Source organism: Amycolatopsis sp. NPDC088138, assembly GCF_044741685.1.
GTDB lineage: Bacteria > Actinomycetota > Actinomycetes > Mycobacteriales > Pseudonocardiaceae > Amycolatopsis.
The window spans coordinates 167,754-190,891 of the sequence record NZ_JBIUTB010000004.1; the positions used below are offsets into that span (position 1 = coordinate 167,754).

The window sequence follows — 23,138 nt, forward strand, 5'->3', positions numbered from 1 at the left end:
GGGCTCGGGGTGATCAGTCCGGAAGGTCCCGGTTCAGCGGCAGGAACGTGAGCGCGCCCACCTGAGCGGGGCCTTCGCGGAAGCGGGCGATCGCCGTGCCGGTGACGGTGGCGATGGCCGCCGCCGCGACGTCCTCCACCGGCCACAGGTCGAAGGTCATGCCGGAGACGATGCCGCCGTCGGCACCGCACTCGCCGATCTCGCGGGCGAACTCCGCCCGCGCCGCGGCCCGGACCTTCGTGGCGAGCGCGGTGGGCAGATCGATCTCGGCGTTGTTGTAGATTCCGGCGAGCATGCTCCGCGCGTAGCCGAATCCGAAGTCGGCGTTGGCCATCGCCTGGCCGTCGACGCCGATCGCGACGCGGACCGGCACCCAGCCCGCCTGCATCAGCTTGGCGACGTCCTGGCCGGGCAGGACGGTGGTGAACGGCCGCCGCAGCCGTTGTTTCGTCCCGGCGCGGACCGCGGTGCCGAGGGCGACGTACTCCTGCGCTTCGCCGTCGAACGAGGTGCTCGTGAGCCGGATGTCGAGCACGCCGTCGGCGCCGAGCCCGGCCGCTTCCTCCTCGAGCCGGTCGAGCGCGGTTTCGTACCCCTGGCGCAGCAGATCCGCCAGCACCCGGATCCGGTCGGCGGCCCAGCGGCTCGGGCCGGTCCAGCCGACCTGGTGCACCACGGCACCCATGACGTCGCCGACCGGCGTGAAGCCCGCCGACTCGGCGCCGACCGCACCGGCCACGCTCAGCAGCGACGTCCTGGCCCGGCCCGGGCGGTGGCGAGGCGCCGGGTCGCGGGCGAGCGGCGGCCGGTCGGGACCGTCCCACTCACGCACCTCGGACCTCCTCCGGAAGAGGGCGTCCCATCGTGGCACGGTTCCGGCGTCAGGGACGGCGATCCAGCGGTACGACGGCGAGGGCGTCCCGGGGCGCGGGACCGTCGTGGCAGCGCGCGATCGCCGTGCCGAACACACCGGCCACCGCCCCCGCGCCCGTCGGGCCGAGGGCCCAGGCGCTCAGCGTCGTCGCGGACACCAGGCCGCCGTCGGCCCCGGAAGCACGCACCACCTCCAGGAACTCCGCGCGGGCCGCGGCCCGGACCCGGGTCACCAGTTCCGTCGGGGCCACGAGCTCCCGGGCCGGGTGGGCCGGCATGGCGATGTCGTGCACCGTGCCGCCGTCGACGCCGATCGCCAGCGTCACCGGCACCCAGCCCGCGGGCAGGAGCTTCGCCACGTCCGGCCCGGACAGGCTCGTGGTGAAGACCCGGCCGGCCCGCTTGCCGCCGGTCGCGCGGACGGCCGTGCCCAGCACGACGAACTCCCGCAGCGTCCGGGTGGCGCGGGTCACCGTGCACCGGATGCCGAGGACACCGTCCGCGCCGAGGGCCCGGGCCTCCGCGCGCAGCCGGTCCATCGCGGTGGCGTAACCGCGGCGCAGGGTCGACGCCGGATCGTCGGCGCCGGCGTGCTCGACGACGCAGCCCATCACCTCGCCGATCGGCCGCAGCCCCACCGCCTCGGCCCCGACCGCGCCCGGCACCGAGAGCAGCGACGTCCGCAGCCCGGATGCCGTGTAGCGCGCGGTCCGATCCGTCACGGCTACCCCCAGCCGTCCTCGGTGCCGAAGCCGAGCGTCACGGGGCCGCGGCGGGAGGTGCCGGTCTCGGTGTCGGCGGGCAGGACCTCGTCGAGGAACGCGTAGTCGGGGCGCCGGGTGCGCGCGTGCCACTGGGCGATCTCGTGCCAGCCGGGCGCGGCGAGCGCGCCGCCGAAGTGCTGCACCGACAGGCTCGCGGTCAGGCTGGCGAACCGCAGCCGGTCCGCCAGCGGCCAGCCGGTCAGCGTCGCGGCGACGAACCCGGCGCCGAAGACGTCGCCCGCGCCGGTGGCGTCGAGGACGTCGACCGGCAGCGCGGGCACGTCCGCCGTCTCGCCGGTGGTGCTGTCGACGGCCAGCACACCCGCGCCGCCGCGGGTGATCACGGCGATCGGCACGAGGTCGGCGAGCGTCGACAACGCCGCTTCGGGGGTGTCCGTGCGGGTGTAGCGCATGGCTTCGATCTCGTTCGGCAGGAACGCGTGGCAGCACGCGAGCTGGTCGAGCAGGGCGGGCGACCAGGCTTCCGACGGGTCCCAGCCGACGTCGGCGAACACCAGGCTGCCGGACTGGTGTGCCGTGTGGACCCACTCGGCGGTGTCGAGCCCGATGTGCGCGACGGTCGCGCGGCTCGACGGCGGCGAGCCGGCCAGCTCCGCGACGGGCACCGGCGGCGGGTGGCCGTGGGTGATCATCGCGCGGTCGCCGGCGTAGGCGAGCGAGACGGTGACGGGGGAGTGCCACCGCGGGAACTGCTGTGAGTGCGAAAGGTCGATGTGCTCCTGCCGCGAAAGCACGTCCCAGCAGTAGCGGCCGTAGACGTCGGTGCCGAACGCGGCCGCCAGCGACGTCCGCAGTCCGAGGCGGCTGAGCGCGACGGCGAAGTTCGCGATCCCGCCCGGCCCCGAGCCCATGCCGCCCGTCCACACCTCTTCACCCGGCGCGGGCGGCTTTTCCAGCCCCGTGAAGACGAGGTCGAAGAACAGCAGACCGGACAGGAAGACGTCGACGTCGGGTTCAGCCGGCACGGGCGCCTCCCAGCACTGCGCAAGGTTGCGCACGACACTGCTTGAGTCGCGCAGATTTTGCAAGAGCCGCTCAAACTCGTCCGTGTGATGAGCGAGTTTGACTGCTATCGTCGCCGGATGCTGCCCCAGCGCCGGCACGACCTGATCCTGCGGACCCTGCGTGCGGAGGGGCCGGCGCCGGTCGGCGTGCTGGCCGAGCGGCTCGGCGTCAGCCCGGCGACGGTGCGGCGTGACCTGGGGCAACTCGATCGCGAAGGCCGGCTGACCCGCGTCTACGGCGGCGCGGTCGCGTGCGCGGAGGACGACGAGCCGTTCGCGCAGGTCGCCGCCGAACGCGCCGACGCCAAGGACGCCGTCGCCCGGCGCGCGGCCGAACTGGTCGCCGACGGTGACACCGTCCTGCTCGACATCGGCACCACCGCGCACCGGCTGGCCCGGCACCTGCGCGACCGCGCGCTGACCGTGATCACCAGCAGCCTCGCCGTCTACGAGGAGCTGAAGGACGCCGAAGACGTCCAGCTCGTGCTGCTCGGCGGGGTGGTGCGCCGCAGTTATCACTCGATGGTCGGGTTCCTCACCGAGGACGCGCTGCGCCAGGTGCGCGCCGGCACCGTCTTCCTCGGCACGAGCGGGGTCCGGTGTGACGGCCAGGTGATGGACTCGACCGTGGTCGAGGTGCCGGTGAAGCGGGCGATGGTCGCCGCGGCCGACCGCGTGGTGCTGCTCGCCGACGCGGGCAAGTTCCCCGGCACCGGGCTGGCGAAGGTGTGCGGGCCGGACGCCCTCGACGTCGTCGTGACCAGCGCCGGAGCCGACGAACCCACCTGTGCGGCCCTGGGTGAAGCCGGCGTCGAGGTGCTGCGGTGAGGCTGGCGCTGCTCGGCGGCGGCGGGTTCCGCGTGCCGCTGGTGCACGGCGCCCTGCTGGCCGGGGGCGACGTCACCGAGCTGGTCCTGCACGACGTCGACGCCGGGCGCCTCGCCGCGATCGAACGGGTCCTCGCCGAGCAGGCCCGGGGTGTGGCCGGAGCGCCACGGGTGCGGACGACGGCCGACCTGCGCGACGCACTGTCCGATGTGGACTTCGTGTTCTCCGCGATCCGGGTCGGCGGGCTGCGCGGGCGCCGGTTCGACGAGCAGGTCGCGGCCGCGGAAGGCGTGCTGGGGCAGGAAACCGTGGGCGCGGGCGGAATCGCGTACGGGCTGCGGACGGTCCCCGTCGCCGTCGCGCTCGCCCGGACGATCGCCGAGGTGGCGCCGCGGGCCTGGGTCATCAACTTCACCAACCCGGCCGGGATGGTCACCGAGGCGATGGCCGGGGTGCTCGGCGAGCGCGTGATCGGCATCTGCGACTCGCCGGTCGGGCTCTGCCGCCGGGTGGCGCGCGCCCTCGGCGTCGACCCGGTGGACGCGCGGTTCGATTACGCGGGGCTGAACCACCTCGGCTGGCTGCGGGCCGTGCACGTTGGTGGCGAGGACGTCCTGCCGCGCCTGCTGTCCGATGTGGACGGACTGGAGTCGTTCGAGGAGGGCAAGCTCTTCGGCGCGGACTGGCTGCGCGCGCTGGGCGCCGTGCCGAACGAGTACCTGCACTATTACTACTTCGCGCGGGAGGCCGTCGGCACGGATTCCCGCGGAGCGTTCCTGCTGGAGCAGCAACGCTCGTTCTACGCGGAACCGTCACTGGCGTCGTGGGATCGCACGCGTCTGGAGCGCGAAGCGACGTACATGGCCGAGACGCGCGAAGGCGAGCGCGAGGATCTCGAAGGTGGCGGCTACGAGAAGGTCGCGCTGGCGTTGATGCGGGCTCTCGCCCGCGGCGAGCGGACCACGCTGATCCTCAACGTCCGCAACGGATCCGCGCTCCCGGGCGTCCCGGCGGACGCGGTCGTCGAGGTGCCGTGCGCGGTCGACGCCGGCGGCGCGCGCCCGCTCGGCGCCGGGCCGCTCCCGGACCACGCGCTGGGCCTGGTGACGTCGGTGAAGGCCGTCGAGCGGGCGGCGATCGAAGGGGCGACGACGGGTTCGCGGGAGGCGGCGCTGCGGGCGTTCGCCCTGCACCCGCTGGTCGACTCAGTATCCGTGGCGCGCCGGTTGCTCGACGGGTACGTCGCCGCGCACCCGGAACTCGCGTACCTAGGACGACAACGCGCGTAGCAGTGGCGCCAGCCGTCCGGCCAGTTCGGCGTCGACCTGTTCGGTCTCGGCGATCAGGAGTTCGATGACGGCGCGGAAAGCCTGCGCGAGGTCGTCGAGTCCGCGCGGGAGGGTCGTCTCGAACTCCGCCAGGACCGCCGCGGGCAGCTGGTCGAGGCCGCGTCCCTCGCCCGCGGGCAGGTCGTGCCGCACGCAGGCCAGGGCGAGGGCGTGGTCGCGAACCCGGCCGACCATGTACTCGGCCTGCCAGGCGCGGCCGCGGTGGAGGCTCGACCGCGCGTGCAGTGCGTGCAGCCACGCCAGGTCGACCAGTCGCCGCGCGTCCGCCGGCGGGGACTGTTCGCGCTCGTTCGCGGTGCCGAAGAGCAGCCGGAACTTCGGTGAGGTCGCGCCGAAGTCCGCCGCGGGCCAGAAGGACAGGTCGACCTGGAGGGTGTTCTCCAGCAGGAACACGCGGTACACCGTCCGTTCGAAGACGACGTCCATGTGGTGCCGCGCACCGTGTTCGCGGTACATCAGCGCGGTGAAGTCCGCGAGCACCGGCTCGGGCGCGGTCGTCTTGAAGGCGAGGTCGATGTCCGACCAGGCGTCTTCGGCGTCGAGCGCGGCCGAACCGGTGAGCGCGGCCCCGGTGACACGCTCATCCGCGCGGGCGGCCTCGATCAGGTTGTCCCGCAAGCGGTTCCGTTCCCCAGGTGTGTACATGATCGCCAGATTAGGCGACCAGCGCGTTGAACTCCGCTTCGGCCTCGTCGCGCTTGGCGTACAGGTTCCACGCGCGCTCGGCGATGTCGTCGGGGTCCAGTGTGCCCGGCATGGACTCGGGGGCCTGCTCGGCGAACATGCGGTGGATGTCGCCGCGCTCGATGACGCCGCCGATGGTGAGCGTGCCGGCGTAGACACCCTTGTCGCGCAGGGCCGCGTTGAGCGTCAGGACGTACATGCGCAGCGCCGCGGCCGCCGGGGCGAAGCTGCCGAGCAGCGGGATCGGGTACTTGCCGCTGATGCCGCCGGCGAACAGCAGCGATCCCGTGCCGCGCTCCAGCATCCGCGGCAGCACCGCCTGGGTCAGCTGCGCGGCCGGGAGCACGATCGACTCGAACGGCACACGCAGGTTCTCGGCCCCGGCTTCGGTCAGCGGGGCGATCGCCGCGCCGACGCCGAGATCGGCCGGGCCGAAGTACACGGTGTCGATCTCGCCCGCTTCGGCCGTGATGCGCGCGAGGACGGCGCGGACCTGGGCTTCGTCGGTGACGTCGGCGGTGTACGTGTGCGCGGTGACGCCGGCTTCGGCGAGCGACGCGCGGTAGGCCGCGTGCCGCGTGCCGGAGCGCGAGACCAGCGCCGTCGTGAAGCCTTCGCGGCCGAACCGGTGCGCGATCGACAGGCCGAGCCCGGGACCGGCACCCAGGACGGCGAGCACTTTCGACAAGAGAACCTCCTCGAAGAGAAACTTGAGACTGATCTCAAGTTAGCCAGAAGATGAGGGTGCCGTCAACTTAGGTGTCCGTGCGCCGAATGTCGTCACCGGTTGGCGCCACCGGTCCATTCGAGCGGTTCGAGGCTGCTCCAAGCGGGTAGAACATGTTTCAGTTTTCCGCCGGTGCCGACACCATGACCTTCGCCGTTCCGCGAGCGAGGAGTGCGCCATGGATGCCGACCTGACCCGCCGCCAGATCCTGCGCGGCACCGCGGCGGGCGTGGGCTTCGCCGTCACGTCCGGGCTCGCGGCGACGTCTTCCGCAAGCGCGGCAACGCTGGTGGGGGAGTACGACGTCGTCGTGGTCGGCTCCGGCGCGGCCGGGATGACCGCCGCGCTGACGGCGGCCAAGCGCGGGCTGAGTGTCGTCGTGGTCGAGAAGGCACCGACGTTCGGCGGGTCCGCCGCCCGCTCCGGCGCGGGCATCTGGATCCCGAACAACCCCGTGCTGCTCGCCGCCGGCGTGCCGGACACCCCGGCGAAGGCCGCGCAGTACCTCGCCGCCGTCGTCGGCCCGGACGTCCCGGCCGCGCGCCAGGAAGCGTTCCTGCGTTACGGACCCGCGATGATCGCGTCGGTCATGGCCAACAGCCCGCTGCGGTTCCGCTGGATGGAGGGCTACAGCGACTACTACCCGGAGCTGCCGGGCGGCCTGCCCAACGGGCGGTCCATCGAGCCCGACCAGTTCGACGGGAACCTGCTCGGCGCCGAGCTGGCGAACCTGAACCCGGCGTACCTCGCGACACCGCCGGGGCTCGTCGTGTTCAGTGCGGACTACAAGTGGCTGAACCTCGCCGCGGTGAACGCCAAGGGCGCCGCCGTCGCCGCCACCTGTCTCGCGCGGGGGACGGCCGCCGCGCTCGCCGGGCAGAAGCCGCTCACCATGGGACAGGCGCTCGCCGCCGGGCTCCGGGCGGGGTTGCTCGCCGCGAACGTCCCGGTCCTGCTGAACACCCCGCTCACCGACCTGAACGTCGAAAACGGTGCGGTCACCGGGGTTCTGGTGCCGCAGGGGCTGATCCGGGCGCGCCGCGGCGTGATCGTCGGCTCGGGCGGGTTCGAGCACAACGCGGCCATGCGCGCGCAGTACCAGCGGCAGCCGATCGGGACGGCGTGGACGGTCGGTGCGAAGGAGAACACCGGCGACGGCCACCGCGCGGGGCAGCGCGCCGGCGCCGCGCTCGACCTGATGGACGACGCCTGGTGGGGCCCGGCCATCCCGACCCCGGGCGACCCGTACTTCTGCCTGGCCGAGCGGACCCTGCCGGGCGGCCTGATCGTCAACCAGGCCGGGCAGCGGTTCGTCAACGAGGCCGCGCCCTACAGCGACGTCGTGCACACGATGTACGACAAGAACCCGTCGGCGCCGGACATCCCCGCGTGGCTCGTCGTCGACCAGAGCTACCGGAACAAGTACCTGTTCCGCGACATCCTGCCGCTGCTCCCGTTCCCGGACGCCTGGTACAGCGCGGGTGCGGTCTTCAAGGCGTCGAGCATCCCGGCGCTCGGTTCGGCGATCGGCGTGCCGCCGGCCGCGCTGACGTCCACGGTGAACCGGTTCAACGGCTTCGCGTTCGCCGGGGTCGACCGCGACTTCCGACGCGGCGCCAGCGCGTACGACCACTACTACACGGATCCGCTGGTGCTGCCCAACTCCTGCCTCGCGCCGCTGTGGGCGCCGCCGTTCTACGCGCTCAAGCTCGTCCCCGGCGACCTCGGCACGAAGGGCGGCATGCGCACGGACGCCCGGGCGCGTGTGCTCCGCCCGGACGGCTCGGTCATCCCCGGTCTCTACGCCGCGGGCAACGCCAGCGCGGCCGTGATGGGGCACAGCTACGCGGGCGCGGGCTCGACCATCGGGCCGGCGATGACGTTCGGCTACATCGCCGCGAACGACGTCTAGAACTCCTTTTCCACCAACGGTTTGACTTCGGTGCCGAGCAGTTCGATGGCCTTCATGACGTCCTGGTGCGGCACGCCGGACCAGTCCATCTGCAGGGCGTACCGGTCGGCGCCGGTGAGCAGGCCGACGGAGATCAGCCGATCGGCGATCTCCTGCGGGCTGCCGACGAACAACGCCTGCGCGTCGTGGGTGTAGGAGTCGTACTCGGCGCGGGTCGGGACGGCCCAGCCGCGGGCCTTCGCGCCGTACTTCATCGTCTCGAGCCAGTACGGGTAGAACGTCTCCTTGGCGTCCTGCGAGTTCGGCGCGATGAGGCCGATGGCGCTCATCGTGACGTGCAGGTCTTCGGGCTGGTGCTCGCCCGCTTCGCCGGCCCGGCGGTACAGGTCGACCAGCGGCGCGAACCGCTCCGGGCGGCCGCCGATCACGGCGTAGACCACGGGCAGGCCGAGCAGGCCCGCGCGGATCGACGACTCGGGGTTGCCGCCGGTGCCGACCGAGATCCGCAGCCGCCTGCCGTACGGGCGGGGGAAGATCCGCACGTTGTCGAGCGGCGGCCGGAACTTGCCGGACCAGGTGAGCGGGTCCTCGCGGTCGATCCGCAGGAGCAGCGCGAGCTTTTCCTCGAAGAGGTCGTCGTAGTCGCCGAGGTCGTTGCCGAACAGCGGGAACGACTCGGTGAACGACCCGCGCCCGGCGAGCAGCTCGGCGCGGCCGTGGCTGAGCTGGTCGAGCGTCGTGAACTGCTGGTAGACGCGGACGGGGTCCTCGGTGCTCAGCACGGTGACGGCGGAGCTGAGGGTGATCTGGTCCGTGACGCTCGCGGCCGCGGCCAGCACCGTGCCGGGGCTGGAGATGGCGTACTGCTCGAGGTGGTGTTCGCCGAGGCCGTAGAAGGACAGGCCCAGCTCGTCGGCCAGCTTGATCCGCTCGAGGGTGTTGGCCAGCTGCTGGGCCACGGAGAGCTGCTCACCGGTGCGGGGGTCCGGCGGCCGGTCGCCGAAGCTGTAGATGCCGAGTTTCATAGAGCGTTCAACTATCTTCGGAGCCGATTCGTTCCCGTCACCCGAACCGGGCCTGGATGGCCTCGAGGTTCTTCTCCGACAGGGCCAGCGCGGCGGCACGCAGGCCGAGGTCGTCGAGCGCCGCCCGGTCGAACATGCCGGTCACCAGCTCGCGCATGCGGGTGCGGACCTTCCCGAAGGCCTCGTCGGCGCTCGCGTCGACGTCGCCGAAAAGCGTCCACCACCACCAGGAGTTGGTCGCCGAGTTGGCCACGAAGTCCGGGACGACGCGGATGCCGCGCGCGGCGAGCAGCTCCTCGGCGTCCGCGGTCACCGGCATGTTCGCCGCCTCGACGACGAGCTTCGCGCCGATCCGGACCTGGTTGTCGGCGTCGACGCAGTAGGAGACGGCCGCGGGCACCAGCACCTCGGCCGGCACGTCCAGCCACGCTTCCGGCGGCAGCAGTTCGTCACCCGGTTTCAGGTGGTCGCGGTCAATGCCGCCGAAGCGGTCGCGGTGCCGGAGCAGGTGCTCGACGTCCAGGCCGCCAGGGTTTGTGACGACACCACGGACGTCCGAGACCCCGACCACCCGGAGCCCGGCCTCGGCGAGGAACCGCGCGGTGGCGCCGCCCATCGAGCCGAACCCCTGCACGACGACCCGGTTCGGCCCGTCGAGTCCCAGCAGCTCCAGGGCGGTGAGCGCGGCCTGCGCGACGCCGAGCCCGCCGACCAGCTCGTCGAGCCCCAGGCCGCCGACCTCGATCCGGAACGCGTCGGCGAGCCGCGCGGTCGCCGCCTCCCGGTCTTCGAGCAGCGGGTAGACCGCCTGCACCGAGCTGAGCAGGCCGATCTCGGTGAGCACGCCGTCGATGACGTCCTGCCGCAGCCCCAGGTCTTCGCCCATGGTCCAGTAGCGTTCGATCAGCGGCCGCATGGCGTGCAGGTAGCGCGCGACGACGTCGCGGGCGCGGTCGTCGTACGGGTCGAAGTCGATGCCGCCCTTGGCGCCGCCGAGCGGGACGTACCGGCCGTCCGGGTCGTAGTTCAGGCCCTCCTTGAGGGTCATGCCCCGGGCCAGGCCGCGGACCTCGAAGAGCGTGCAGCCGCGGCGCATCCGCAGCCCGCCGCTGGCCACGCCGCGGACGAGGCGGTCGATCACCAGGTAACCCCGGCACCCGGTGACGGGGTCGGTCCACGCCACCTCGAGCAAGCCCGGCTCGGTCATCGCACCTCCTGATCGGTGGGTCAGTAGCAGCCCAGCTCGTGCGTCATCGCCTGCTCGACCCAGCCGGCGCAGTCCGCCGCGCTGACGGTGCCCTCACGCGCGACTACCTGCACCGCGAGCCCGTCGAGCAGCGCGGTCAGCCGCCAGGCGGCGCCGTGCGGGTCCGGGCACCGGAACTCGCCGGCCCCGACCCCCTCGGCGATCAGCGCGACGACGGCGTCCCGCCACCGCAGGTCCAGCCGCTGCAGGACGGCACGCAACTGGGTGTCGCGCATCGCCGCGGCGCTCGCCTCGATCCACAGTTTCCAGCCGTGGGCGGGTTCGCTGGGGCCGTAAAGCGCCAGGACGGCCCGCAGCCGTTCACCGACCGGGCCGCCACGGTCGAGCTCGCCGCGCAGGACCGCGAGGTTGTTCTCGGCGGCCTGCCGGAACGCCTCGATGATGAGGGTTTCGAGCGTGCCGAAGTGGTAGAAGATCAAGGCCGTGCTGACGTCGAGCGCCTTGGCGACGTCGGCCGCTCGCACCCCGGCGATGCCCCGCGCCCGGACCTGTTCGAGCGCGGCGAGGACGATTTCCTCCCGCCGCACCGACACCGCCTTCCGCGCCATGCGGCTCACCGTACCGCCTGCTGACCCGCCGGTCAGTAGTGCAGTTCGGTGACCAGCGTGCGCAGCCACGACTCGGCCATCGCGGGCTCTCGCGTCATGGTCCGGACGAGCTGCTCCCGCGTCCGGGCCGCCCGCCCGGCGTCGACCAGCGCGAACGCCTCGGCCAGGGCGCTCCGGGTGGCCTTCCCGCGGTCGGGAGTCCGGACGCTCTCGTCGGTCCACCGCTGCCGCGGGAACGACGGCGTGAGCTTCGGCTGGTGGTCGCCGAAGTAGTACCAGACGTCGCGGTCGAGGGAAACGTTCCGGACCGCGGCCGCCGGCAGCTCGGCCGGCCAGCCCGCGTCGTCCCGCCACCGCCAGGACAGCCGGCGGGGTGTGACGCCGAGGAACCGCAGCTTCCGCCGGATCACCGGCCAGGCCTCCCGGTCCTCGACGATCCACCGGCGCAGCTGCCGGTACAGCTCGGTGAAGGTTTCGCCTTCGTGCACAAGGTCGACGAACACGGTGGGCCGCGTCCCCCGAGCCAGCCGGTGCGGCGTGATCCCGGCGGCCGCGAGGTGCTCCCGCAGCAGTGCGGTGTCGTGGGTCGTGAAGTCCCGCCGGGGTTTCAGGGACATCGGCAGCTGGTGGACGCGGTCGTGCCAGGAGGTGCGTTCCAGGGCCCCGCCGAGCAGGTCGTGCATGCTGTCGAGCGAGCGGCCGACGAAGTGCAGCTCGCCGTTTCCGGAGCGGGCCAGGACTTTGGCGGTGGCATCGGTGAGCGCGGGCAGGAACCAGAGGCGGGGTTCTTGGGTGTCGTCGAGGAGCGTCCCGACCTGGTCGGGACGCACGAGGTCCCAACGGAAGGGCCGGTTCGTCATGAATCGAGGTTAGGATCGCGGTTCCTTGCGGGGCAACGGGTTTTCGGCGGTTGCTCGGGGGTGTTGTCTCGGCACGGGGCATCCTGGGTGAGTCCATTGTGGATGGGGCTTGGGTGACGGGCGCGTTTGTCGCGAAATGGTCTGGATTGGTCTCGCCGCCAGGGGAGGTCTCGGCTCGGGGCTGTTTGGCGGGTCGAGGTCGAAATCCGGCGCCGGGGTGAGGTTGGTTCTCGGTGAGGGGGCGGGTCGCACGGTTGTGGAGTTCGTTGCGGTGAGGTGGTTTCGGCTGCGCGCTGCGGTGAGGGGTTGAGGCTGGTTGGACCGGTTGCGGGTTGGTGCCGATCTTGGGTGCATCCGGCGCTGGGTGAGGGCCGGTCGTGGAGTTCGCTGTGGTGAGGCGGTTTCGGCCGCGCGCCGCGGTGAGGGGTGGGCTTGAGGCTGCTTGGGCTGGTCGCCGTTCGGTGTCGACTGCGGGTACCCTCGGCGCCGGGGTGAGGCCGGTTTCTCCGTGAGGGAGCGGGGCCGCGGTTGCGGAGTCGCCGCGGTGAGGTGGTTTCGGCCGCGGGCTACGGCGAGCGGCGGGGTTGAGACGGATCGGTCTGCTCGCGGGGTGGTGCGGATCTCGTGCGTGCCCGGCGCCGGGCTTTTGGCGGTCGAAGTCGAATTCGTGTCAGCCCGGCGTGGGGAGGAGCCGGTCATCGGTGAAGGGAACGCGCCACCTGGGTGGGGAGGTTCACCGCGGTGGGAAGGTTCCCCGGCTTTGCCTCGGTGAGGAGCAGGGTCTCGTTCTGGTGCGGGTCGTGGTGGTGCGGGGATCGAGCTGGTCGGTGGGGGCGAGGTGGGCCTGTTTTGCTAAGCCTTGCAAGGACTCTGGAGGATCGCCGTGGTGGAGGGGTGGGCTTGGGCTGGCTGGTGCGGATTGTGGTCAGGGGTGAGCGGGGAACGACACCGGCCGGAGTGGGAGCATGGTGGGCCGGTTTGCCAAGCCTCACAAGGACTCCGGAGGGTCGGCGGCGTGGTGGGTTCAGGCTGTCCAGTGCGGGTCGCGGCCCAGGTAGCGCAGCAGCGTTGACACCGCGTCGTCGCCCGAGGCGGTGGGCAGTGCTGGGGCGTAGGCGAAGCCTCGCAGTGGTTCCGCCAGTTCCTGGGCCACCGGCAGCAACGCCGCCGCCAGGGCTGGGGTCAGGGGCGACCGCGCGCCCGTGGCCACTGCGATGTCCCATGCGTGGACTGCCGCGTCCAGGGCGGCCGCGCCTACCGCCACCTGGGCCGGCAGTGCGCCCTGGGGGAGGGGGGTCGGGACCGCGGTGGCGTCCGGGGTCACCGTGGCGAACGCGGCCTTGGCCGCCGCCAGCTTGGGTTCCAGGAAGTCGCTCGCCGGGACCGCGAGGGTGCCCGACGGGGCGAACGGGTTGAAGTCCGGGCCCGGCTCGCCCGTGATGGACGCCGCGTAGCCCAGCTGGTCGCCCGCCGCGTGCTGGAAGACCTGTGTGACGTTCCAGTCCGCGCACGGGGTCGGCGCAGACCAGTCGTCGATTCCGGCGACGGCCGTGCGCAGCGCGGCGTGGGCCTGCTCCAGGACGGGCCAGGTGCGGGACAGGCCGGCGAAGAACCGCCGGATGTCGGCCACCAGGACCTCGGGCGCCTCGTGCGCCGCGTAGTGCCCGGCCGCGTCACGCGGGCCGCCGCTGCCACTGCCGGCGTCGTAGGCGTTCCAGCTGACGATGTTCGCGTGGTCGCGCTCGGCGAACCGGCGGATCGACTGGAAGTCGCCCTTGAACATCGCCAGGGCGGTCGGGACCGTGGTCGGCTCCGAGGGGTGCGACGTCGTGTGCGCGTCTTCGTAGTAGAAGCGGATCGACGAGCCGCCCGTGCCCGTCAGCCAGTACAGCGCGACGTTCGCCAGGACGAAGTCCGCGTCGAGGTGTTCGCCGAACAGCTGCGCGTTCCACGCCAGCAGCCCCAGCGGTGAGTCGGCGAGCGCGAACGCCAGGGTGTGCGGCTGCTGGCTGTGCAGCTGGTTGAAGGAGAACATGTTCTCGTAGAACCACTGCAGGTGCGCCAGCCCGGCCTGGTCGGCTTCGCTCAGGTCCGCCATTTCCGCCGGGTCGCCCGACGGGAACGAGAACAGCTGCGTGACGTGCACGCCGACGACCTTCTCCGGCGCGAGCCTGCCGATCTCCGGCGAGATCATCGAGCCCGCGTCGTTGCCCGCCGCGCCGTACGACTCGTAACCCAGGCGCTCCATCAGCTCGGCCCACGCCGCCGCGGTGCGGTTCGTGCCCCAGCCCGCGGACTTGACCGGGCCCGAGAAACCGAAGCCCGGCAGCGACGGGACGACCAGGTGGAACGCCGGCGCCTCGGGTGACTCCGGCTCGGTCAGCGGCCCGATGACGTCGAGGTACTCGGCGACCGATCCCGGCCAGCCGTGGGTCAGCAGCAGCGGGGTCGCGTCCGCGCGGGACGAGCGGACGTGCAGGAAGTGGATCGTTTCGCCGTCGATCTCCGTGACGAACTGCGGGTACGCGTTGAGCCGCGCCTCGAAGGCCCGCCAGTCGAACTTCTCCAGCCAGTACTCGGCCAGTGCGCGGACCCGCTCGTTCGTGACGCCGTACTCGGCGGGCAGGTCGTCCGGCCAGAGGGCGCGCTGGAGCCGCGCCCGCAGGTCCTCCAGGGCGGACTGCGGGACTTCGGCGCGGAACGGGCGAAGGGCGGGGACCGTCATGGCTACTCCTCGAGAACGCTGGAACGGAATGCTTCGTTCCGTACGATAGCAGAGCGGAACGATCCGTTCCAGTGCTATCCTCGGTTCATGCCCGAGACCGCCCTGCCCGGCCGCCGTGGCCAGGCCGCCCGCAACGACGTCGTCATCCTCGACGCCGCCCGTGACGTCTTCCTGCTGGATCCGAAGGCCCCGATCTCGGCCGTCGCCGAGCGGGCCGGCGTCGGGATCAGCGCGCTCTACCGCCGCTACCCGAGCAAGGAGTTCCTGCTCTGCCGGCTCTGCCACGACGGTCTCCGCCGGTTCATCTCGGAAGCCGAGGCGTCGGAGGTGGAACCGGACGGCTGGGCGGCGCTCACCGGTTTCCTCGGCCGGGTCGTCGAGGCCGACGTGCATTCGCTGACCGTCCACCTCGCGGGCACGTTCACCCCGACGGACGAGATGGGGATGGACGCCCGCCGCGCGAACGAGCTCGCCGCGGGGCTCGTCGACCGCGCGCGCGAGAGCGGGCGCCTGCGCCGCGACGCCGTCACCGAGGACGTCGGCATGATCCTCGAGTGCTGCGCGGCGATCCGCGTCGAAGATCCGGTGCGGACCAGCGAGCTGCGGCGGCGGTACCTCGCCATGCTCGTCGAAGGGCTGGAGTCGGGTGACGGCCCGGATCTGCCGGGTCCACCGCCGCGCCCGGGTGAGATGAACGGCCGCTGGCGTCCGTCCTGACGGTGGTGCCGGGGCGCCGCCGGATGGCGGTAACGAATTCCGGGGACGCGACGACTGAACAGCAGCATTGTCAGAGCGGCATTCCCCGACTGAACGGCGAGAACACCACTATGCGAAGAAGCTGGCGACGGACAACGATTCTGTCTTCGGTGGCCGCACTGGCCACCGCGTTCATCGCGATGGCGCCCGCCGCGAACGCGGCCCCGCCCACCAGTTCTGTCGAAGTCAGCCCGACAACGGTGCTGCCGGGACAGACTTTCACTGTCTCGGAAACGGTTTACAACCCCCAAGATTTCACGGTGACATTCGCGAAGGCGGCCATTTACGGCACGCCCACGCCGATCACCGACGTCGCGGACGTCGTGGGCTGCGCCGGCACGACCGAGGTCGGCTGCTTCCGGGAAGGCAGCAGCTACCGCGCGGCGTTCGGCGACCTCGCCGCGGGCGGCACCAAGACCGCGACGTTCACGTTGCGCGTCAAGGACACCGCCGCGCCGGGCTCGTTCACGCTGCAGCACCAGTTCGTCGGCGACAACTACGCGTTCGAGACCCTCGACGGCCCGGTCATCACGATCGGCAACCCGTCGACCATCGCCGACGTCAAGGTCGCGCTCGCCGCGACCGGCCACGGCGGGCTCAACGCGCGCATCGACTACACCCTGACCGTGACGAACACCGGCCCGTCGGCCGCGTCCGGGATCCGGGTCGTCGCAACGTATGCGCCGGGCCTCTCGTACGGCAGCTCGACCGGGTGTGCCCACGTCGGCACCACCCGGACGCTGAACTGTGACGTCGCGTCGCTGGCTTCCGGCGCGTCGGCCACGGCGAAGTTCTCGGTCAACGGCGGCCTGCTCGCCCTCGGCTCGTACACCACGTCGGTGCAGAAGACCACCAGCTCGCCGGCGGATCCGACCAGTGCCAACGACAGCGCGTCGAAGACGTGCTCGGCGCTCACCGGGCTCATCGTGACCTGCTGAGGGTTCACGAGGGGTCGACCCGGGCTCGCGTCCTCCGCCAGGGACGCGGGCCCGGTTCGCGTTCAGCCGTTGGCCGACGCGTAAAGCTTCTGGACGTCGTCGTCGAAATAGGCGCTGTAGGAGACGTCCGGGGTGTCGCCGCCGAGCTGGTAACCGCCGATCACGCCGATGACTACGCCATTCGTGACCCACGGCCCGCCACTGGTGCCGTCCGGGAAACCGGGGCACGCGACGCGTTGCTGATAAGTGTCCGAACGGGTTGTCCGACCGGTGCAGACGACCGGGGAATCGGTCGTGTCGGGGTAGCCCGTAAGAGTGATTTCGTGGTCGAATCCCTGAGCGATTCCCAGGGTGTCGGCGCCGGCCAGGCTTTCCACCGACGCCGTGTTTCCCGGTTGCGAAACGGTGAGGAACGCGAAGTCGAGATCAGGATCGGCGGACGACTTCCAGCCGTCCGCGACGGCCACGTCCGTCACGGTCCACATTCCGAGCGGCGCGACACCGTCGTGGTAACCGGGCGCGAACGTCATCCCGTCCTTGACGCAGTGCGCGGCGGTGAGGACGAGGTCACCGGCGTCGGAGTGCACGACGCTCGCGCTGCAGAAGTGGCTCCCGTTCGCGAACAACGCACCGACCGGCGACACCGCCGGGGCCGGGGCAGGCGCGGCGGCGACCCGCGGCGGCGCGGTGACCGGCGCGGCGATCGGGGCGGCTGCGGCGTAGGCGTCGTCGGCGGTCGAGTTCGCGCCGACGGCCACGCCGGTCCCCAGGACCAGCAACGACGCGGCCGCGAGGACCGCGGTCCGGAGAAACTTGTTCGCCACCGATCCAGATCACCACAGCGGCGCCGGGTCGGCATCTCGCCGGGACCGATCCACAGCGTTCTCACAGCGGTTCACACCGGGGACCCAGGATTCAGGGGTTCCGGATTCAAGAGGTCCACTGTGGACGGTCTACGTCCGCTCGCGGCGGTGCACCCAGGTCGCGATCTCCGTCCGGTTCGCCAGCCCGAGCTTGGCCAGCACGCTGCGGACGTGGCTCTCCACCGTGCGTTCGGACAGCACCAGCCGGTGCGCGATCTGGCGGTTGCTCAGCGCCTCCGCGACCAGCGTGGCGATCTCGCGCTCGCGACCCGTCAGGGGGTCGGCGGCCGGCCGGGTGCGGTCCAGCAACGCCGTGGCGTCCCGCAGCCAGCCGGGCATGCCCAGCCTGCGGGCCTCCTCCGCGGCTTGGCGCGCCAGGGTTTCCGCCCGCTGCACGTCGCCGCCGGTCAGGAGCACCGAAGCCAGCCGGACGCGGTTGTGGACCACGTACGGGCGGGCGCCCAGGCGGGTGTCCCACGCGATCGACTCCTCGAAGAGCCGGACGGCCTCGTCGTGGCGGTCCAGCAGCGCGGCCAGGCGGGCTGACCAGCTGCTGGAGCAGTCGCCGCAGAAGGTGCCCGCGCCGCCCGAGGCGAACGGGGGTTCGCCGTCGAACCGTTCGGCCAGCCACTCCGCCGTTTCGAGGTCGCGGAACTCCTCCAGCAACGGCACCAGGTTGACGCCGACGCCGGGTGTGTGGCCGAGGAAGTCGGGGTCGCGCAGCAGGGGGCGCAGGGCGTCGTACCCGGCCTGGGCCTCGTCGCGCCGGCCGAGGACGAGGGCCGACAGCGGCTGCGAAATGAGCGTGATCGGCAACGGCGGCGCGATCGCCAGCAGCTCCTCGTAGCCCTCGGGCAGCTCACCCGGGTCGCCGACCATCAGGGCGAGCTGGAGCGCGAACGCGAAGGTCAGGCCGACCGTGGACCGGTCTTCGGCGAGCTCGGACCCGGCGAGCTCCGAGGCGAGCCGGTTCAGCTCGCGGGACCGGGCGAACGCGCCGCGGTAGGCCGAGAGGGAGGCCTGCAGCCGCAGGCAGTGCCAGCGGACCAGGGGGAGCCGGGTCGTCGTCGCGAGTGCGGCGATCCCGGCCAGCTCGGCGTCGACGACGGGCATCGTGCCCACCTCGAACGCCGCGTCCACCCGCCACTTGTGCCCCCACAACGCCACCAGCGGCCGCCCGGTGCCACCGAGGGAGACGGCGAGGGCGCCGAGCCGCAGCCGTTCGGTCAGGGGCAGCTCCAGCGGGCGGACCTTCAGCCGGGCGCGGACCGCGTCGATCCGCGCCTCCTCGTCGCCGGCCTGCTCGGCGAGGGCCAGCGCCTCGTCCGCGGTCTTGACCGCTTCGCCGCCCCGCCCGCGGTCGGCCGCGATCGACGCCGACTGGGCCAGCAGCTTCGCCCGGACGACCGGGTACGCGTCGGGACCGGCGTGGGCCAGCGCCGACGCCGTCAGCTCGGCCATCCCGGCCAGCAGATCGGGCGCGGCGACGTCCCGGACGACCAGCGCCGCCGCGACGAGCAGCTCCGGAGCCAGCCCGGCCGCTTCCCGCGCGTGCTCGAAGCTCTGCGCGAACCGCCCGGCCCGGTACTCGGCCGTCGCGAGGTCGACGAGCAACGCCCCGAGCCCGTCCGAGGCACCGGCGCGGCGCCGCGAGTCGACTGCGAGCGCGAGGAACCGGGCCTCCTCCGTGAAGGCGAAGGACCGCTTCGCGTCCTGGGCCGCGACCTCGGCCCAGCGGGCCGCGCGGGCGAGCGCGTCCGGGGTGGCCGCGGACCGCAGCCAGTGCCCCGCCACCACCCCGGCGAGCGCCGGTTCGCGCTCCAGGACGGCCGCCGTCCGGGCGTGCAGGTCCTCGCGGACGCCCTGGTCGAGGTCCGCGTAGATCCCGTCGCGCACCACGGCGTGGGCGAAGCGCCGGGTCCCGGCGATCCCGGGCGCGAGCACCCCGGCACGCGCCGCCCGGTCGAGCGCCGGGACGACGTCGTCGACCGGCCGCCCGGCCACTTCGGCGACGACGTGCGCGTCGACGTCCTCGCCGAGCACCGACGCGATCGCTAGCAGCTCCCGAGCGCCGGCGTCGAGCGCGGCGACGGCGGTGCGGACGAGGTGGCGCAGCTCGGCGCGGCCGCCGTCGGTGGCCGACGACCGCGCGACCGCCTTGAGGTACAGCGGGTTCCCGCCCGAGCGCCGCAGCACGTCCCGGACGTCCTCGCCGGACCGGCCGATCTCGGCCAGGTAGGCGCGGACGTCGGGCTCGGTGAGCGGCTCCAGGTGGAGGCTCTCCGTGCCCGGGCGGCCGAGCAGGTCGGCGTCGAACGAGGTGTCGCGGTAGGTCGCGACGACGGCGAGCCGGGAGCGGCGGATCTCTCCGGCGAGGTGCCGCAGCAGCCGCAGTGACGCCTCGTCGGCCCAGTGCAGGTCCTCGAGGACCACCACGAGACCGCTCGGCTCGGCCGCCGCGACCAGGGCGTCGGCGGCCAGCGCGACGAACCGGAAGCGGGCCGCGACCAGGTCGGCGCCGTCGTGGCCGTCGAGGTCGGCCAGGGCCCGCGCGACCTCGGCCCCGGCCGCGGGGAGCGCCTGCAGCACCCGGCGCCACGGCCACAGCGGCGGCGCGCCGGGGTCGTCGACGCAGCGGCCCCAGACGGCGTCGGCGCCGGTGACGGTCTCGACCAGCCGGGTCTTGCCGATCCCGGCCGGGCCGCCGACGAGCACCAGCGCGCCCGTGCCGCCGGCCGCGGCCGCGAGCCGCGCCCGCAGCTCCGCCACGGCACCGGACCGGCCGACGAACGGCTCACTGCGCGTCACCCGAGCAGTATCCCCTCCGTGCCCGGTTTCAGTGCCGTGCTCCGTACTGGCACTGATGTCCGGCGGCCGGTTCCGGCCGAGAGTCGTACCCAACAGATGACCAGCGGAAAGGAACCGCCATGCACGCCACCGTCCACCAGTTCCGTGGCCCGCTCGGGGAGCTGCTCCCGGGCTCGCTCGGCACCTGCACGCTCACCCAGGTCGGCGGCCTGAACGGCGCCGTCGTCGCCTTCTGGCCCGACGCCGCGGCCGCCGAGGCGGCCCGGCAGCCGGCCGGGACGACCTGGCTCGACGGCGGCGTCTACGAGGTCGCCGACGTCCGGACCACCGCCGCCGAACCGCGGTTCGCCCAGCTCAGCTGGTTCGACGGCCCGCGCACCGCCGAGCGGATGGCCGCCGAGCGGCGGGCGAGCACCGAGCGGATCTGGCCCGCGATCCGGGACGTCGAGGGCATCGGGCCGTCCTACGTCCTGACGGCGCCGGACCGCACGACGGTGATCGTCGGCTTCGCCGCGTCGATCGAGACGATCGAGGCGATCCAGCGGGCGGTCATGAGCACCGAGCTGCTGCCCGGTGAGGACCCCGCGCTGCTGCCCGGCCCGGACCGCATCGACCTGCACCGCGTGCTGCGGGCGGACCTGCCGGAGACGGCGGTCGCACGATGACGCCGCACACCGCGCCCGCGTTGCGCACCGGCACCTGGACCGTCCTGAGCAGCCGGACGACGGCCACGTTCGAGGTCCGCAACTTCGGCTTCAACCGCGTCCGCGGCACGATCCCGGTCACCGCGGGCACCGTCGAGGTGACCGGCGGCGGGGTGACCGCCGTCGCGGCCACGCTGGACCTCGGCGCGCTCGACACGAAGAACCCGCGCCGCGACGCCGACCTGCGGAAGCCGCGGTTCCTGGACAGCGCCACCCACCCCGAGCTGGTCTTCGAGGCCACCGGGATCCGGCGGCACGAAGGCTGGGAGGTGACCGGAACGCTGAAGCTGCGGGGGACGTCCTGCCCGCTGACGCTCACCGTCGCGCCGCCCACCGACGGCGGGCCCGGCGGGGTGCGCGTGCGGGCGACGGGAACGCTGGACCGGGCGCCGCTCGGCGTGCGCGCGCCGCGGCCGATGATCGGCCGGTACGTGCGGATCGTCGTCGACGCCTGGCTCGAGCCGCCTAGCTGAGGTCCTTCGGGAGCAGGACGGTCGCCGGGTCGGTCGCGTCCGGCCCGGCGACGGCCTTGGGACGGCGGTCGCGGAACAGCCAGCCGCCGACGATGCCGCCGACGAAGCCGAACATGTGGCCCTGCCAGCTGACCTGCTCGTCGGTCGGCAGCAGCGACGAGAACTGGTAGGCGAAGCACAACGCCATCACGAGCCCGATCACGATGTCGATCGGGTGCCGGTCGAACAGGCCGCGCACGATGATGTAGCCGAAGTAGCCGAACACCAGGCCGCTGGCGCCGACGGTGACCGAGCTCGACGGCGAGACGAACCAGACGCCGAGCCCGCTCGCGACGATGATCAGCACGCTCACGCCGAGCCACTTCTTCACACCGCGGTAGGCCGCGAGGAAGCCGAAGACGAACAGCGGGCCGGAGTTCGCCTCGATGTGGTCCCAGCCGAGGTGCAGGAACGGCGCGCTGAAGATCTCCGGCAGCGACCCCGGTTCGCGCGCCTCGATGCCGAACTCGTGGCTCAGGCCGTAGTCGTCGAGGGAGTTGACGATCTGCAGCGCCCACAGGACGGCCAGCAGGCCGACCATCACCCACAGGGCCCGTTTGGCCTCGGCGATCATCGCCTCGGCGTTGCTCTGCGGTGTGCCCTCGCTGGTCGTGCTCACGTCGTCCCCCTAGCCGTGTTCGTGGCCAGAGAATAGCCGGGTCACGGCCCGGATCCGGGGTTGTGGACCGAGCCGTGACCGTACGGCCGTGCTCAGGCCGCCCGCAGCCGCCAGAGGGACGTGACCTCCGCGGCGCGGGCCCGGTGCAACGGGTCGCCTTGGTCGGCGGCGCGGGGGTGCTCGGGTGCCGTATCGAGACGGCCGGCGACCTCGAGGCCCGCCGTCGCGATCCAGCCGAGGAGGTCGGCTCGCGTGCGCAGCCCCAGGTGCTCGGCGAGGTCCGACAGCACCAGCCACCCTTCCCCGGCCGGGGTGAGGTGGCGCGGCAGCCGGTCGAGGAAGCCGCGCAGCACGCGGCTGCCCGGGTCGTACACGGCGTGGTCGAGCGCCGTGCGGGCGCGGCCCGGCAGCCACGGCGGGTTGCAGACCACCAGCGGCGCCCGGCCGGGCGGGAACAGGTCCGTCCGCACGACCTCGGTGCGCGCCCCGAATCCCAGCCGGGCCAGGTTTTCCGCCGCGCACGCGACGGCGCGGGGCTCGGCGTCCGTCGCGACCACCCGCGCCACCCCGCGCTGGGCGAGCACGGCGGCGAGCACGCCGGTCCCGGTGCCGACGTCGAACGCGAGGTCCGTGGCGGGCAACGGCGTTTCCGCGACCAGCTGGACGTACTCCTGGCGCACCGGCGCGAAAACGCCGTGGTGCGGGTGGATCCGCGCGCCGAGCGCGGGGACGGCGATCCCGGTCCGGCGCCATTCGGCCGCGCCGAGCGCGCCGAGCAGCTCCCGCAGGGGCACCGCCGCGGGCACGTCGAGCGGGTCGTGGACCGCGGTGCAGGCGGTGCGGACGTCCGGTGCCCGGCGCAGCGGGACGACGTGGCCGGGATCCAGCGGCACGTACAGCAGCGAAAGCAGCCTGGCCCGCTGTGCGCGATGGGCCCGGTAGACGGCGTAGTCCGGCGACGGCGGTGGCGGGAGCCGCCGCGACAGGGCGTCGAGCAGCTGCCGCGCCGCCGGGTAGCCGCCGCGCCAGAGCAGCGCGACGCCGGCCGACATCGTGCGCAGGGCGGCATCGGCCGAGAGCCGTTCGTCGGCGAAGACCGCCTGGCGCGAGGGTGGGGAGAAGAGCGTCCGGCGGGGTTCGCCGGGCATGACGAGATGAGCCATGGGAAGGGGGTTCCGTTCCTGCTGCGGGCACGACTGGGACCCGCGGGGTAGGCGGGTGATCGGGACGGACCGCGGGAACTAGCGCACGGCGGCAGCGTGAACGGGAGTTGTCACGCCCTGACTGTAGCCCCGGATTCACAGCCCTTCGTAAGGACTGAGGCCCGAGTTCATGGCGTAGAAAGGACGAC

At 72.8% G+C, this 23,138-nt stretch carries 21 protein-coding genes; 7 read left to right on the forward strand and 14 right to left on the reverse strand.

Features of this window, described 5'->3' with window-relative positions; genetic code table 11:
- Nucleotides 1–13: 13 nt before the first annotated feature.
- From ACIOD2_RS22135 to ACIOD2_RS22145, 3 genes are read right to left on the reverse strand one after another with little or no spacing between them, the layout of a single operon-like run.
- A complete protein-coding gene (locus tag ACIOD2_RS22135) occupies nucleotides 14–832 on the reverse strand; it encodes a heavy metal-binding domain-containing protein (RefSeq protein WP_400540871.1) in 819 nt (272 codons plus the stop codon).
- 49 nt (nucleotides 833–881) lie between these two features.
- The gene (locus ACIOD2_RS22140; RefSeq protein WP_400540874.1) at nucleotides 882–1,595 is read right to left on the reverse strand and encodes a heavy metal-binding domain-containing protein; all 714 of its coding nucleotides are present in this window, start codon (nucleotides 1,593–1,595) and stop codon (nucleotides 882–884) included.
- 2 nt (nucleotides 1,596–1,597) lie between these two features.
- The gene (locus ACIOD2_RS22145) at nucleotides 1,598–2,623 is read right to left on the reverse strand and encodes a carbohydrate kinase family protein (protein ID WP_400540877.1); all 1,026 of its coding nucleotides are present in this window, start codon (nucleotides 2,621–2,623) and stop codon (nucleotides 1,598–1,600) included.
- A gap of 117 nt (nucleotides 2,624–2,740) precedes the next feature.
- Here ACIOD2_RS22145 and ACIOD2_RS22150 point away from each other — a divergent pair, with 117 nt between their 5' ends.
- The gene (locus ACIOD2_RS22150; RefSeq protein ID WP_400540880.1) at nucleotides 2,741–3,490 is read left to right on the forward strand and encodes a DeoR/GlpR family DNA-binding transcription regulator; all 750 of its coding nucleotides are present in this window, start codon (nucleotides 2,741–2,743) and stop codon (nucleotides 3,488–3,490) included.
- Nucleotides 3,487–4,779, forward strand: coding sequence for a 6-phospho-beta-glucosidase (locus ACIOD2_RS22155; RefSeq protein ID WP_400540883.1), 1,293 nt, complete (start codon nucleotides 3,487–3,489; stop codon nucleotides 4,777–4,779). Before ACIOD2_RS22150 ends, ACIOD2_RS22155 begins: the two co-directional genes overlap by 4 nt.
- Here ACIOD2_RS22155 and ACIOD2_RS22160 read toward each other — a convergent pair.
- Both ACIOD2_RS22160 and ACIOD2_RS22165 read right to left on the reverse strand, forming a co-directional pair.
- Nucleotides 4,759–5,484 carry a nucleotidyltransferase domain-containing protein gene (locus tag ACIOD2_RS22160; protein WP_400540886.1) on the reverse strand — a complete coding sequence of 242 codons (726 nt, stop codon included), beginning with the start codon at nucleotides 5,482–5,484 and terminating at the stop codon, nucleotides 4,759–4,761. The two genes, ACIOD2_RS22155 and ACIOD2_RS22160, sit on opposite strands and share 21 nt — an antisense overlap.
- Before the next feature lie 10 nt (nucleotides 5,485–5,494).
- Nucleotides 5,495–6,202: an SDR family NAD(P)-dependent oxidoreductase gene (locus ACIOD2_RS22165; protein WP_400543168.1), complete on the reverse strand. Its 708-nt coding sequence runs from the start codon at nucleotides 6,200–6,202 to the stop codon at nucleotides 5,495–5,497.
- A gap of 226 nt (nucleotides 6,203–6,428) precedes the next feature.
- Here ACIOD2_RS22165 and kstD point away from each other — a divergent pair, with 226 nt between their 5' ends.
- Complete coding sequence (gene kstD / locus ACIOD2_RS22170) at nucleotides 6,429–8,162, forward strand: 3-oxosteroid 1-dehydrogenase (RefSeq protein WP_400540889.1); 1,734 nt, start codon at nucleotides 6,429–6,431, stop codon at nucleotides 8,160–8,162.
- Here kstD and ACIOD2_RS22175 read toward each other — a convergent pair.
- From ACIOD2_RS22175 to ACIOD2_RS22195, 5 genes are all read right to left on the reverse strand, one after another.
- Complete coding sequence (locus ACIOD2_RS22175) at nucleotides 8,159–9,187, reverse strand: LLM class flavin-dependent oxidoreductase (protein ID WP_400540892.1); 1,029 nt, start codon at nucleotides 9,185–9,187, stop codon at nucleotides 8,159–8,161. The genes kstD and ACIOD2_RS22175 overlap by 4 nt on opposite strands.
- A 37-nt stretch (nucleotides 9,188–9,224) precedes the next feature.
- A complete protein-coding gene (locus ACIOD2_RS22180; protein ID WP_400540895.1) occupies nucleotides 9,225–10,394 on the reverse strand; it encodes a Glu/Leu/Phe/Val dehydrogenase dimerization domain-containing protein in 1,170 nt (389 codons plus the stop codon).
- A 20-nt stretch (nucleotides 10,395–10,414) separates the two neighbouring features.
- Nucleotides 10,415–11,002, reverse strand: coding sequence for a TetR/AcrR family transcriptional regulator (locus ACIOD2_RS22185; RefSeq protein WP_400540898.1), 588 nt, complete (start codon nucleotides 11,000–11,002; stop codon nucleotides 10,415–10,417).
- 32 nt (nucleotides 11,003–11,034) lie between these two features.
- Complete coding sequence (locus ACIOD2_RS22190; protein ID WP_400540901.1) at nucleotides 11,035–11,862, reverse strand: hypothetical protein; 828 nt, start codon at nucleotides 11,860–11,862, stop codon at nucleotides 11,035–11,037.
- A 1,024-nt stretch (nucleotides 11,863–12,886) separates the two neighbouring features.
- On the reverse strand, nucleotides 12,887–14,587 hold the full coding sequence (locus ACIOD2_RS22195) for a TIGR03086 family metal-binding protein (protein WP_400540904.1): 1,701 nt from the start codon (nucleotides 14,585–14,587) through the stop codon (nucleotides 12,887–12,889).
- 87 nt (nucleotides 14,588–14,674) lie between these two features.
- Between ACIOD2_RS22195 and ACIOD2_RS22200 the strand changes: the two genes are divergently transcribed.
- Entirely contained in the window at nucleotides 14,675–15,304 is a 630-nt protein-coding gene (locus tag ACIOD2_RS22200; protein WP_400540907.1) for a TetR/AcrR family transcriptional regulator, read from the forward strand.
- Nucleotides 15,305–15,453: 149 nt separating this feature from the next.
- On the forward strand, nucleotides 15,454–16,281 hold the full coding sequence (locus tag ACIOD2_RS22205; protein ID WP_400540910.1) for a hypothetical protein: 828 nt from the start codon (nucleotides 15,454–15,456) through the stop codon (nucleotides 16,279–16,281).
- A 62-nt stretch (nucleotides 16,282–16,343) separates the two neighbouring features.
- On the opposite strand, the gene ACIOD2_RS22210 is transcribed toward ACIOD2_RS22205, so the two are convergent.
- Together ACIOD2_RS22210 and ACIOD2_RS22215 are read right to left on the reverse strand one after the other, a co-directional pair.
- Nucleotides 16,344–17,105 (reverse strand): trypsin-like serine peptidase, encoded by a 762-nt coding sequence (locus tag ACIOD2_RS22210; RefSeq protein WP_400540913.1) that lies wholly within the window; start codon nucleotides 17,103–17,105, stop codon nucleotides 16,344–16,346.
- 129 nt (nucleotides 17,106–17,234) lie between these two features.
- Complete coding sequence (locus ACIOD2_RS22215; RefSeq protein WP_400540916.1) at nucleotides 17,235–19,952, reverse strand: ATP-binding protein; 2,718 nt, start codon at nucleotides 19,950–19,952, stop codon at nucleotides 17,235–17,237.
- Between the two features lie 119 nt (nucleotides 19,953–20,071).
- Between ACIOD2_RS22215 and ACIOD2_RS22220 the strand changes: the two genes are divergently transcribed.
- Nucleotides 20,072–20,617 carry a hypothetical protein gene (locus ACIOD2_RS22220; RefSeq protein WP_400540919.1) on the forward strand — a complete coding sequence of 182 codons (546 nt, stop codon included), beginning with the start codon at nucleotides 20,072–20,074 and terminating at the stop codon, nucleotides 20,615–20,617.
- Nucleotides 20,614–21,129 carry a YceI family protein gene (locus tag ACIOD2_RS22225; RefSeq protein WP_400540922.1) on the forward strand — a complete coding sequence of 172 codons (516 nt, stop codon included), beginning with the start codon at nucleotides 20,614–20,616 and terminating at the stop codon, nucleotides 21,127–21,129. Before ACIOD2_RS22220 ends, ACIOD2_RS22225 begins: the two co-directional genes overlap by 4 nt.
- Here the strand turns inward: ACIOD2_RS22225 and ACIOD2_RS22230 are convergent.
- On the reverse strand, nucleotides 21,122–21,742 hold the full coding sequence (locus tag ACIOD2_RS22230) for a rhomboid family intramembrane serine protease (protein WP_400543171.1): 621 nt from the start codon (nucleotides 21,740–21,742) through the stop codon (nucleotides 21,122–21,124). The two genes, ACIOD2_RS22225 and ACIOD2_RS22230, sit on opposite strands and share 8 nt — an antisense overlap.
- 137 nt (nucleotides 21,743–21,879) lie before the next feature.
- Entirely contained in the window at nucleotides 21,880–22,950 is a 1,071-nt protein-coding gene (locus tag ACIOD2_RS22235) for a methyltransferase (protein WP_400540925.1), read from the reverse strand.
- Between the last annotated feature and the right edge of the window lie 188 nt (nucleotides 22,951–23,138).